Source organism: Georgenia satyanarayanai (genome assembly GCF_023715365.1).
GTDB lineage: Bacteria > Actinomycetota > Actinomycetes > Actinomycetales > Actinomycetaceae > Oceanitalea > Oceanitalea satyanarayanai_B.
The window spans coordinates 375,301-386,973 of record NZ_JAMBNZ010000002.1 but is presented as its reverse complement, the minus strand read 5'-3'; the positions used below and the strand labels follow the sequence as shown (position 1 = coordinate 386,973).

General features: G+C 74.1%; 11 protein-coding genes. 5 read left to right on the top strand and 6 right to left on the bottom strand.

Annotated features, from left to right (window positions below; translation table 11 throughout):
* Window positions 1-115: 115 nt before the first annotated feature.
* Together pknB and M3148_RS04005 are read right to left on the bottom strand one after the other, a co-directional pair.
* Window positions 116-2,032 (bottom strand): Stk1 family PASTA domain-containing Ser/Thr kinase, encoded by a 1,917-nt coding sequence (gene pknB, locus M3148_RS04010; RefSeq protein WP_251303339.1) that lies wholly within the window; start codon window positions 2,030-2,032, stop codon window positions 116-118.
* 76 nt (window positions 2,033-2,108) lie between these two features.
* Window positions 2,109-3,584, bottom strand: a complete 1,476-nt coding sequence (locus M3148_RS04005) for a lytic transglycosylase domain-containing protein (RefSeq protein ID WP_251303338.1) — start codon at window positions 3,582-3,584, stop codon at window positions 2,109-2,111.
* 157 nt (window positions 3,585-3,741) lie between these two features.
* On the opposite strand from M3148_RS04005, the gene M3148_RS04000 reads away from it, so the two are divergent.
* On the top strand, window positions 3,742-4,107 hold the full coding sequence (locus M3148_RS04000) for an Rv2175c family DNA-binding protein (protein WP_251303337.1): 366 nt from the start codon (window positions 3,742-3,744) through the stop codon (window positions 4,105-4,107).
* A gap of 21 nt (window positions 4,108-4,128) precedes the next feature.
* On the opposite strand, the gene M3148_RS03995 is transcribed toward M3148_RS04000, so the two are convergent.
* Window positions 4,129-5,208, bottom strand: a complete 1,080-nt coding sequence (locus tag M3148_RS03995; RefSeq protein WP_251303336.1) for a polyprenyl synthetase family protein — start codon at window positions 5,206-5,208, stop codon at window positions 4,129-4,131.
* Between the two features lie 115 nt (window positions 5,209-5,323).
* Between M3148_RS03995 and M3148_RS03990 the strand changes: the two genes are divergently transcribed.
* The 3 genes from M3148_RS03990 (at window position 5,324) to M3148_RS03980 (ending at window position 8,427) form a co-directional block, all read left to right on the top strand.
* Window positions 5,324-6,505, top strand: coding sequence for a DUF4192 domain-containing protein (locus tag M3148_RS03990; RefSeq protein WP_251303335.1), 1,182 nt, complete (start codon window positions 5,324-5,326; stop codon window positions 6,503-6,505).
* Window positions 6,506-6,566: 61 nt separating this feature from the next.
* Complete coding sequence (locus M3148_RS03985; RefSeq protein WP_251303334.1) at window positions 6,567-6,974, top strand: universal stress protein; 408 nt, start codon at window positions 6,567-6,569, stop codon at window positions 6,972-6,974.
* A 61-nt stretch (window positions 6,975-7,035) separates the two neighbouring features.
* Complete coding sequence (locus M3148_RS03980) at window positions 7,036-8,427, top strand: RNA polymerase sigma factor (protein ID WP_440136897.1); 1,392 nt, start codon at window positions 7,036-7,038, stop codon at window positions 8,425-8,427.
* A gap of 50 nt (window positions 8,428-8,477) precedes the next feature.
* Here M3148_RS03980 and M3148_RS03975 read toward each other — a convergent pair whose 3' ends face one another.
* On the bottom strand, window positions 8,478-9,272 hold the full coding sequence (locus M3148_RS03975; protein WP_251303332.1) for a MerR family transcriptional regulator: 795 nt from the start codon (window positions 9,270-9,272) through the stop codon (window positions 8,478-8,480).
* A gap of 133 nt (window positions 9,273-9,405) precedes the next feature.
* Between M3148_RS03975 and M3148_RS03970 the strand changes: the two genes are divergently transcribed.
* The gene (locus M3148_RS03970) at window positions 9,406-10,257 is read left to right on the top strand and encodes a hypothetical protein (protein WP_251303331.1); all 852 of its coding nucleotides are present in this window, start codon (window positions 9,406-9,408) and stop codon (window positions 10,255-10,257) included.
* Between the two features lie 3 nt (window positions 10,258-10,260).
* Here M3148_RS03970 and M3148_RS03965 read toward each other — a convergent pair whose 3' ends face one another.
* Window positions 10,261-11,247, bottom strand: a complete 987-nt coding sequence (locus tag M3148_RS03965; protein ID WP_251303330.1) for a GNAT family N-acetyltransferase — start codon at window positions 11,245-11,247, stop codon at window positions 10,261-10,263.
* Between the two features lie 103 nt (window positions 11,248-11,350).
* Window positions 11,351-11,542 (bottom strand): DUF7455 domain-containing protein, encoded by a 192-nt coding sequence (locus tag M3148_RS03960; RefSeq protein ID WP_251303393.1) that lies wholly within the window; start codon window positions 11,540-11,542, stop codon window positions 11,351-11,353.
* Between the last annotated feature and the right edge of the window lie 131 nt (window positions 11,543-11,673).

The window sequence follows — 11,673 nt, the reverse complement described above, 5'->3', positions numbered from 1 at the left end:
GCGGGAGGGAGGACCACCAGGTGTTGGGGTGAGTCGCGTCGAGAACCACAAGATGTGGTGGTCAAAGGGGACGAAGGCGACCCGTCCGAGACCTTGGTCCCAGCGTGGGGAGGCGTCAGACGACGGTGAGGGTGACGGTCGTGCCCGGCACCGCGAGCTCGCCCGCGGCGGGCGACATGCTGCGTACGGTCCCGAAGATCCCGCCGAGCACCCGCTTGACCTCGACGACGAAGCCCGCGGCCTCGAGCTCGTCGGTGGCGGCACCCACCTGCCGGCCGATGAGGTCGGGCAGCTCGACCGGCTGCGGGCCGAGGGAGACGGTGACGCTCACCTCGTCGCCCCGGTAGAGCTGGACGTCCTCGCCCGGTTCGGGACTCTGGCTCACGACCCGGCCGGCCGGAACCTCGGGGTGGTAGCCCTCCTCGACGACGGCGCGCAGGCCGGCGTTCTCGAGGTCGGACACGGCGGTGTCGGTGTCGGCCCCGACCACCGAGACGAGCTCGACCGGCTCCCGGCCGGCGGACACGACGAGGTCGACGGGCTGGTCGTAGGGGATGACCTCCCCGGCCTGCTGGCTCGCGGACATCACCTCGCCCTCGGGGGCGTCGTCGTCGTACGGCGTCTCGACCTGCCCGACGCGGAGCTGAGCCTCCTCGAGCGCGGTGGCCGCCTCCTCGTGCGTGAGGCCGACGAGCTCGGGGACCTCGACCATGAGGATGCCGCGGGAGACGTGGAGGACGACCGTGCCGTCGGTGCGGACGCGGTCACCCGGGGCGGGCTCGGCGGAGATCACCTCGTGCTCGGGCGCCGTGTCGTGGTGCTCGCGCTCGACGGCGAGGTTGATGCCCGCCTCGCTGAGCACGGCGACGGCGTCGTCCTCGGGGAGCCCGACGACCTCGGGCACGGTGACGTAGGCGCCGGGCCCGTGAGTGAACCACCACCACGAGCCGCCGCCGGCGATGGCGAGCAGCGTCAGCACCATGGTGAGCGCAAAGGCGCGGCGCCGACGGCGGCGACGGGCCGGTCCGACTGGTCCGGGATCCGGCGTGCCCGCGTGGATCGCCCCGATGGGCAGGGCGACCGTGCCTGCGGGCAGCGGCGTCACGTCGGTCGGGTGACCGCCGGTCGCCTCGCCGTCCTCCTCGACGGCGGGGGCCACGTCCGCGCGGCGGGCGAGGGTCGCGTCGTCCAGGGCGGCACGCGTGCGGCGCAGGAGCGCGAGGGCCCCGTCGGCGTCGGCGGGCCGGTCGTCGGCGTCCCGCGCGGTGAGGGCGGCGACGAGCTCGTCCACCTCCGCCGGGAGCCACTCGACCCGGGTGGAGGGGCGCGGGACGCCGTCGTTGACGTGCTGGAAGGCCACCCGGATCGGCTGGTCGGCGACGAATGGCTGGGCGCCGGTGATGAGCTCGAAGAGGACGATCCCGGCGGCGTAGACGTCGGCGCGCGCGTCGGCGATCCCGGAGGTGACGATCTCAGGGGCGAGGTACGCGACGGTGCCGAGCACGGTGCCGGTCGAGGCGGCCGTGGCCTCGGTGACGGCGCGCGCCAGACCGAAGTCGGTGACCTTCGGGCGCCCGTCACGCTCGAGGAGGACGTTCTCCGGCTTGACGTCGCGGTGGACCACACCGGCGCGGTGGGCGCAGGCCAGGGCGTCGAGCACGCCGTCGACCACGTCGAGCGCGCGGCCGAGCGGCAGGGCACCCTGCCGGCGCAGCTCGGTGCGCAGGTTGTGGCCCTCGACGAGCTCCATCGTGAGGTAGCTCGTGTCGTCGGCCAGGCCCTGGTCGTAGATCGCGACGATCCCGGGGTGGTTGAGCCGGGCGGCCGACCGTGCCTCGCGGCGGAAGCGGGCGACGAAGTCGGCGCTCTCCGCCAGGTGCGGGTGCATGGCCTTGAGGGCCACGGTGCGGTCCAGGCGCCGGTCCAGCGCCCGGTAGACGGTGGCCATACCGCCCCGTGCGATGCGGGCAAGCACCTCGTACCGGCCGTCGACGAGACGGCCGAGCATCGGGTCGCTCACGGTGCGCTGCACGGGGCCGAGTCTAGAGCGGCGGGCCCGCCCCGACCGGTAGGGGGACCGGTGAGGCGGGCCGCGTCGTCGTGCTCCGTCAGAACTGCCGCATGAGGTTCTTGATGCCCGCGACGTAGTTGCGGGTGTCGGCGTACATGCCGTTGCGCTTGACCCCGGCCAGGCCCTGGTAGTACCCGGCGACGGCCTGGTCGAAGCTGTCGGCGGTGCGGACGAGCTGGCGCAGGATCGCCACACCGGCGACGACGTTGTCCTGCGGGTCGAGGAGGTTGAGCGGGCGCCCGACGAGGTCCGAGGCCCACTGGCCGGAGCTCGGGATGACCTGCATGACGCCGACGGCGTTGGCCGGGGAGACGGCGCGGGCGTCGAAGCCGGACTCCTGCTGGGCGATGGCCAGGGCCAGCACCGGGTCCACGCCCATGGTCACCGCGGTGCTACGGACCATGGCGCGCATCTGGTCGCGGGAGGGGACGCTCATCGACAGGAGCGTCGCCTTGTTCGTGTTGGCCGCGCCGACGACGTTGCTCGCGTAGGTGCGCCCGAGGAAGGTGCTGCCGACGAGCTGGCCGCCGGTCGTGCTGCCGCCGCCCGCGTTCGCGCCCCCACCGGAACGGCCGGGCACGGTGAGCCGCTGGCCGACGTAGATGAGTGCGGAGCTGGGGAGGTTGTTGGCGGAGATGATCGCGGACGTCGTCGAGCCGTAGCGCGAGGCGAGGCCCGAGACGGTGTCCCCGGCTCCGACGACGTGGGTTCGTGAGGTGGTGCTGCTCACCGGGACGGTCGAGGGCTTGGCGGCGGGCTTGGGGGCGGGCGCCGCGCCCGAGCCGCCGCCCGAGACGGTGAGGCGCTGGCCGATGCGGATGAGGCTGGGGTCGCTCAGGCCGTTGGCCGAGGCGATGCGCTCCACCGTGGTGCCGTAGCGCTGGGCGATGCCGGAGACGGTGTCGCCGGCGCGGACCACGTGGGTGCTCGCGCTCTGGCCGGCCGGGCGGTCCGCCGCGGGGGCGGAGCTCGCGCCGGTGGCGGGCGCGGACGCGCCGGGGATGGTGAGGCGCTGGCCGATGATGATGAGCGCGCGCGAGCCGAGACGGTTGGCGGAGACGATCTCCTCGACCGTGGACCCGTACCGCTTGGCGAGCGCCGAGACGGTGTCACCCGCGGCGACCGTGTGGGTGGTGGGGCTGGCGGCCCGGGTGGGGGCGGCGGTCGCCGCCTTGCCTGCGGCCGGCAGGCGCAGCACCTGGCCCACCTTGATGAGGGCGTGGGAGTTGAGGTTGTTCGCCGAGACGATGGCGGAGACGGTGGTGCCCGCGCGGGCGGCGATGGTGCTGACGGTGTCACCGGCGCGCACCTGGTAGGTGCCCGTCGGCAGGCTGCGCTGGGCGGCGGGCACGGTGAGCGCGAGCGCCGTGGCGCCCACGGTGGGCGCGGCCGGGGCCGCTGCGGCGGCGGCGGCCGGCACGGTCATCGCCGCGACGGTGGTCGCCGCGAGCACGAGGCCCACGCCGGTGCGGCCGGCGGGGCGGGGCGCCCGGGTGTGAGTGCGAGCCTTCATCGATGTCCTCCGCGAGAGGCCCCGGCGTGTCGCTGACGGGGCCACAGTTGCTGGTGTTATTGGTGGGGCGAGTGTGAACGCTGTGACACTAGCGTTATCGAGGCGGGACGTAAAGGCGGGGACGGCAGTGACCTCCGGGGCTCAGTAGGCTGCCGGGATGACCGACTCAGACCCCCGCTGGTGCTCCCTGCCCGAGGTCGCCGAGCTCCTCGACGTGCGGCTGCGCGACGTCCGGGACCTCCTGCGCGACCACCACCTGGCCGGGACGCGCCCGCAGGAGGAGGGGCCCTTCCTCGTCCCGCGCGACTTCATCGTCACCGCGGAGGACGGCGCCGCGCAGCCCGGGCCGGTGCCCTCGCTGCGCGGGACGCTCACGCTGCTCACGGACACCGGGTTCACGGTCGACGAGGCCGTGGAGTGGCTGCTCACCGAGCAGGAGGAGCTCGGTACCACGCCGATCGCCGCTCTCCGGGCGCAGCGGATCCACGAGGTGCGCCGGCTCGCCCAGACCTTCGCGGTCTGAGCGCCGGGCCCCCCGGGCGGCTCAGGTTGCGCGCGCGGTGAGCATGCGTGCCAGGCCGGTGAGCATCTCGTGGCTCGCGGCGGGCAGACCGAGCCCGTCCAGCACCGCCAGCCCCTCGGCGAGGTGGCTGTCGACGAGCCGCTGGTGCTGCTCGACCGCGCCGGTCGTCTCCAGGACGGTGCGCAGCAGCGCGACGTCCTCGGTGGACAGGTCCGGGCGGCCCACGTGCCGCTGCAGGGTCGCGCGCTGCTCGGCGTCCGCGCCCCGCAGCGCCAGGGCGAGGAGGACGGTGCGTTTGCCCTCGCGCAGGTCGTCGCCGGCGGGCTTGCCGGTCATGTCGGGCTCGCCGAAGACGCCGAGGACGTCGTCCCACAGCTGGAAGGCCACGCCGAGGGGGAGGCCGACCCGGCGCAGCGCGGGGAGCGCCTCGTCCGGCGCGCCGGCGAGGGCGGCGCCGAGGACGAGAGGGTGCTCGACGCTGTACCGCGCGGACTTGTGCTGCACCACCGTGAGCGCGCGGTCGACGTCGTCCTGCTCGCTCCACGGCAGCACCTGGGAGCGCACGTCGAGGTACTGCCCCACCGCCACCTCGGTCGTCATGAGGTCCCACGTGGCGCGCGCCCGGGTCGAGGCGGCGTCCTCGACGAGCCGCCGCGCAAGGTCCATCTCGACCGAGGACACCGACAGGAGCAGGTCGCCGAGGAGGATGGCACCGGCCGCCCCGTGACGGTCAGGGTCGCCCAACCAGCCCCGCTCGGCGTGCTCGCCCGCCATCCGCCGGTGGACGGCCGGCAGGCCGCGGCGGGTCAGTGACCCGTCCATGAGGTCGTCGTGGGCGAGCGCGGCGCCCTGGAAGAGCTCGAGGGCGCTGCCCGCGAGGACGGGCGCCGAGCCGGCCGTCACCGGCCTGTCGGTGAACGCCGTCCAGCCGGCGGCGCAGAAGGCGGCGCGCAGCCGCTTGCCGCCGCCGAGCAGTGCCTCACCCGCGGACAGCAGCTCCTCCACCCCCTCGAGGGACGCGAAGGGGCGGGTGTGCTCGCGCAGGGCGGTGGCGACACGGTCGGTCACGAGCGTGGCCAGGCCGGCGGTGGGTGCTGCCATGCGGGGCAGCCTACGGCGGACGGTCGCTGCTCCCCAGACGACGAGCCCCGCACGTCCTCCACAACGGGCGCCTGCGCGCCGGTGACGGGCGCCCGCGGCGGTGTGCGATGGACCCATGAACACGACGACCATCACGATCTCCCAGCCCGAGGACATCGTCGCCTACCTGCCCTACCGGCTCGGCTTCCGCCCGCGGGACTCGGTGGTCCTTCTCGCGATGTGCGGGGAGCGCAACCGCCTCGGCCTCGTCACCCGGGCCGACCTCGCGGACATCGGCCACCCGCGGGTGGGTCCGGCCCTCGTCCGGGACGTCTCCCGGCTCATGGCGGAGGAGGGGGCCCACGACGTCTTCGTCGTCCTCTACTCCGACCTGCCCCGCGACCGGCTCGCGTCCGACCCCCTCGTGCGCGGCGCCCTGGAGCACCTGCGCACCCTCACCTCGTGGGCGGACCCGCCCGGTCCCTGGGTGGTGGGAGCCGGCACCTACGGCTGCTGGGGGGCCGGCGAGGAGTGCGCCCCCGCCACCCGCGACGCCGCCGAGCTCGACCAGCGGCCCGTCGTCGCCACCCTCGTCCTCCACGGACTCGCCCTCGTGCCCGAGCGGGAGGACCTCGCGGTGGCCCGGACCACCGACGCCGAGCGGCGCCGCAGTGCCACGCGCGCGGCGCGCGAGGGGCGCCGCCGGCTCACCGAGCTGCGCGCCCGCAGCGGCGGGGGAGCGGCGCTGCCCGGTGCGGCCTTCGGTGTCCCGGGTGCGGCGCCGGCCGTCGACCAGCGCGAGATGGCCGAGTGGCGGGAGGAGGAGCGGCGCCGCTGGGAGCGCCTCGTGGCCCTCGCCGTGCGCGGAGCCGTCCTGCCCGCGAACGAGCTGGGCCTGCTCGCGGCCGCCCTGGAGGACAACACCGTGCGCGACAGCGTGCTGTGCTCGGTGATTCACCCGCTGGCCGGCCGGGTGCTCGACCGGGCCCGGACCGAGGAGATCCTCGACCTCGCGATGCTGCCCGGCGGACCCCCACCCGACCAGGTCCGGGTGGAGCCCGCCGCGGGCGTCCTGCGGGCGCTCGTGGCCTGCGTGCCGCGCCGCTCCGGAGCGCTGGCGCTCGGCCTGCTCGCCTGGATCGCGTGGTGGTGCGCCGACGGCGCCCGCGCCGACGTCCTCGCCCAGCAGGCGTTGCGGGCGCGCCCGCGCACCCGCCTCGCCGAGCTCGTCGACGAGGCCCTTGCGGCGCGCCTCCCGCCGGGGTGGGTCCGGGCCGCCTCGGGCGACCCGGCGGCCCCGAGGCGGCCGATCCGGTAGCGTCAGCGCACACGGAGCAGGCCCAGGACGTCCCGGCGGGAGCCGGAGGATGGAGAGCTGAATGACGGTCGTCGTGGGCTACCTCGCAACCCCGGAGGGCGAGGCGGCGCTGGAGACCGGCGTCGCGGAGGCCCGACGACGGGACGCGCGCGTCGTCGTTGTCATCTCCCGGCGCTCCCGGCAGGAGCAGCACGCCGACGTCGATGCCGAGCTCGACGCCCTGCGCGACCGGCTGGACGACGCCGAGGTCGCCTACGACGTGCGCCAGCTCGGCCGCGGCAACGACGTCGCCTCCGACCTCGTCGAGACCGCCGAGGAGACGGGCGCCGAGCTCATCGTCATCGGGCTGCGCCGCCGCTCCCCGGTGGGCAAGCTGATCCTCGGCTCCAACGCCCAGCGCATCCTCCTCGACGCGCCGTGCCCGGTGCTCGCCGTCAAGCCGCCCTCCGCGGAGCGCCGCTCCTACTGACTTTCAGCCCCCGGCCGGGGAATGCCGGGACTCCCTCCCGTGTTGTCACGGGTGGCTGCCGATGGACCGCCGTCCGCGTGAGACCGCACGGATTGGCACCGCGAGTTATAATTGTAGGCAGCGCACCGGCTCGAAGCCGGAACCCCCATTCCCCTCCGAAAGGCTTTCTGTGTCGTCGCACGCCCAGAGCACCTCCAGCCGCACGCACGCCGCGCGCACCTCTGCCGGCGGCACCACCGCGTCGGTCGAGGAGACGTCGACCAAGACTCGGGCCAAGGCGCCCGCGAAGTCGACCACGGTCAAGAAGCCCGCGGCGAAGAAGGAGACCAGCACGGCTGCCAAGCGCCCGGCCACCAAGACCACCGCCGCCAAGAAGGCGGCCCTCAAGGCGGTCCCCGACGTCGAGCAGACCGAGGCGACCACCGACGAGGCGACCGAGACGGCCGCAGCACCGGAGGCCGAGGCCAGCACCGGCAAGGAGAGCGGCTTCGTCGTCTCCGACAACGACGACGACGACGCCCCGGTCCAGCAGGTCGTCACCGCCGGTGCCACTGCCGACCCGGTCAAGGACTACCTCAAGCAGATCGGCAAGGTCGCCCTCCTCAACGCCGAGCAGGAGGTCGAGCTCGCCAAGCGCATCGAGGCCGGCCTGTTCGCCGAGGAGAAGCTCGCCAGCGAGGACGTCTCCGGCAAGCTCAAGCGCGAGCTCGAGTGGATCGCCAACGACGGCCGCCTCGCCAAGAACCACCTCCTCGAGGCCAACCTGCGCCTCGTCGTCTCCCTTGCCAAGCGCTACACCGGGCGCGGGATGCTCTTCCTGGACCTCATCCAGGAGGGCAACCTCGGCCTCATCCGCGCCGTGGAGAAGTTCGACTACACCAAGGGCTACAAGTTCTCCACGTACGCCACCTGGTGGATCCGTCAGGCGATCACCCGCGCCATGGCCGACCAGGCCCGCACCATCCGTATCCCGGTGCACATGGTCGAGGTCATCAACAAGCTGGCCCGCGTCCAGCGCCAGATGCTCCAGGACCTGGGCCGTGAGCCCACCCCGGAGGAGCTGGCCAAGGAGCTGGACATGACGCCCGAGAAGGTCGTCGAGGTCCAGAAGTACGGCCGCGAGCCGATTTCCCTGCACACCCCCCTCGGTGAGGACGGTGACAGCGAGTTCGGTGACCTCATCGAGGACTCCGAGGCCGTGGTGCCGGCCGACGCCGTGAGCTTCACCCTCCTCCAGGAGCAGCTCCACCAGGTCCTCGACACGCTCTCCGAGCGGGAGGCCGGCGTCGTGTCCATGCGCTTCGGCCTCACCGACGGCCAGCCGAAGACGCTCGACGAAATCGGCAAGGTCTACGGCGTCACGCGTGAGCGCATCCGTCAGATCGAGAGCAAGACGATGTCCAAGCTCCGTCACCCCAGCCGCTCGCAGGTCCTGCGCGACTACCTGGACTGAGCACACGCGTACGAAGGCCCGCACCGGTACGGTGCGGGCCTTCGGGCGTCCTAGCCCCGTGCCACGTGGCGGTCGGCGTTGGCGTGGATCGCGTCGCGGACGTACTGCGCCAGGCCGGGACGGATGTCCTCGTAGGTCTTCGTGAAGCGCGGGTCGCTCAGGTACAGGTCTCCGAGGTTGCGGTGGAAGTCCGCCGACAGCGAGTAGAAGCGCTCGTGGATGTGGAGCCGGGCGCGCTCGGCGGCGTCCATGGCGGCCTCGCTCGTCGCGGGCTCACCCGCCTCGAGGGCGGTGACGAAGGCGGCGTTGACCTCCTCGGCCTCCGCCTTGATCTCCTCCCAGTCGGCCTTGGTGTAGCGGGACGTGCGCTGCTGGGACTGGCGCCACGCCTCGGTGTCGCCCCAGCGGTCCTGCGCCTCAGCGGCGTACTCGTCGCTGAATCCGTCGCCGAACAGCTCGCGCTGCTCCTCCTTGGTGAGGTTCACCCCGGTCATCTCTTTCTCCAGTGCTCGGTCGATGGCCGTGACGAGCTCAGCGAGCTCCTCCAGCCGGGACACGACCGCGGAACGCTGCCGTCGCAGGTGCTCCAGCAGGGCCGGCTGCGTGCCGTCGTCGAGCAGCTGGGCGATCTCCTCCAGGGAGAAGTCCAGCCGCCGGTAGACGACGACGTGCTGCAGCCGGGTGACGTCCTCCTCGGTGTAGAGCCGGTAGCCCGCGTGGCTGCGGGCGCTCGGGCTCAGCAGGCCGATCGCGTCGTAGTGGTGCAGCGTGCGCACCGTGACGCCGAAGCGCTCGGCCACCTGGCCCACCGTCAGCACCGTGAGGACTCCTGTTCCGTCGGTCATGCCTCCACCGTGACGCCTGACGCCGCGTGAGGGTCAAGTCCATTCTCCCGGACGACACGGCTCCGAGAGCGGGCGCGGTGGGGCGCGCGTGGCGGCGGCGGGGGCTGCCGGGACCGACCTCTACGATCGACCGGTGAGCACCGACACCTCGACCACGCGCCCGCCGCTCGGCCTGCGCACCTCAGACCTCGTGACCGCGGCCGCCACCGGGCTCCTCACGCTGCCGGACCCGGCCCGCCGCACCCCGGCCACCCGCTTCGTGCTGCGGACCGCCGTCGCCGGGACCACCGGCGCCGGCGTGTGGCTGGGCACGGACGGGGAGCCCGCCCTGGACCTGCCCGGCCGGTTCGCCTTCACGGCCGGCGCCGTCGGGTTCGTCTACGGGGCCGCCGAGCTCGGCGAGGCCGTGGACCGGGCGCTCCAGCGCCGGCTCGTGCGCATGGGTGTGCGCCGCCCGCGGCTGACGATGGCCCTCGCCGGCGTCGGCGCCTCGCTGGCCATCTCCCTCCTCGAGCGGCGGGCCGAGGCGGGTGAGGAGGAGGACGCCCCCGAGGGCCCCGTCCTGCGTCCCCTCCCGGAGCCCGTGCGCGAGCTCGTCAGCGCGATCCTCTCGCACACCGAGGACTACGACTCCCTGCGACTGCGCGCCCAGCTCACCGGGGCCCGCGAGGAGGTCTGGGGCGAGCCGGAGGACGCCCCGCGGCTTGTCGAGCTGTCCGTGCCCGAGAACGCCCCGCTCGCCGTGCCACACTCCTTCACCTTCCCGGTGAGCGCGCGCTTCACCTCCGCGCGCGCGGTGCCCTGTGCCGCGCGCGTCCTCGTCAGCGGCGGCCGGCTCGCTGCCGTCGTCGTCGACCTCGACGAGGACGCGTGGGAGGTTCTCGCCGAGGACTGGGACGCGGCCGGCGGCGACCCCGACCCGCTCGCCGACGTGACGCTCCCGCGGGCGCAGGACGTCATCCTGGTCACCGAGGCGCGCGGCTGAGCCTCACACGTCCTTGCCGTAGGCGAGGGACCGGCGCGACTCCCGGTAGCCGAGGCCCGTGTAGAGGTCCAGGGCCCGGTTGGGGTTCTCGACGTCCACGCCGAGGTCGGCCCGCTCGATCCCGTCCTCCCGCAGCGCGCGCATGGTCGCCGCCAGGAGGGCCCTGGCCACGCCCGCGCGCCGCCACGGCCGCCGGACACCGAGGAGGTCGGTCCACCCGGCCGAGTAGCCCTGCGCCGCCCAGTCCTGCTCGTAGGCCGAGGTGAGGCTGTACCCGGCGACGTCGTCGCCGTCGAGGACCACGAAGCTCCACATGGGGCGGAAGTAGCGCCCGCCGACGCTCTGACGCTCCCAGTTCTCCGGGTCGCGGGGCTCGCTGCCCCAGTGGTCGGCGAAGGCCTCGTTGTGGGCCAGCCGGACCGGCTCGCTGAGGGCCGGCTCGTAGGGCACGAGCCGCAGGCCCGTCCGCAGGGCGGTGGCGGGGACCTCGGCGTCCAGCGGGCGGGTGAGCTCCAGATAGACGCGCAGCCGCCGGAAGCCGGCCCGGTCCAGGAGACGCTCGGTGGCGGTGAGCCCGTCATCGACGTTGACGAGCACGCGCCCCGGGCCGGGGGACCGTGCGGCAGCGATCTTCGCCCGCCCCAGCCGCTCCTGCCAGGCCAGCAGCTCACGGCCGATGCCGCGGCCGCGCCACTGCGGGTGCACCCCGCCCCAGCAGAAGGCGCGGACCGTGCGGACGTCACCCGGGAGCACCTGGACGTGCCCGAAGGCGCGGGGGACGCCGTCGTCGTCGATGCCGATGGTGCTGTCGCGGGCCGGGTCCTTCCACGAGCCGTCGAGCAGCTCGTCGTGGAGGTCCTCGGGGGTGTAGCGCTCGGCGGGGTCGTCGGCGGCCTCGATCGCCCGGACGAGCTCGTGCCAGACGCGGACGTCCTGCGCGGTGATGGGCCGCCAGCGCAGGCCGGCGACGGGGGCGGGTGCGGTGCTCATGCCGCGGAGGCTACGGGCCGGGCTACCGGCCGTCACGGGAAATAGCGCAGGCGCCGGCACCCGTGGGGTGCCGGCGCCTGCGGCCGGTCGTGGAGGGCGCCTCTCAGCGGGCGTTGTCCTCGGTGAGACGGTGCGTCTCGTCCTGGATAGCGGTCGCGACCCCTTCGAGCGCCTCGGCGTGCTTGCGGGCGTGGTGCGCGCAGAAGAGCAGCTCCCCTACGGGCAGTCCCACGCGCACGTACGCCTGGGCGCCGCAGCGGTCGCAGCGGTCCTGTGCGGTCAGCGGGGCGGTCATCGTTGCGTTCACATCTGCATACAACCACGTCGGCGCCGGAAACTTCCCCGGGACGGCGCCCCGTTCGCTTCCAGCGGACCGGGTGGCGCGATCCGGTGACGGGGAGCACGACAGCGACTGCTTCCCCGAGT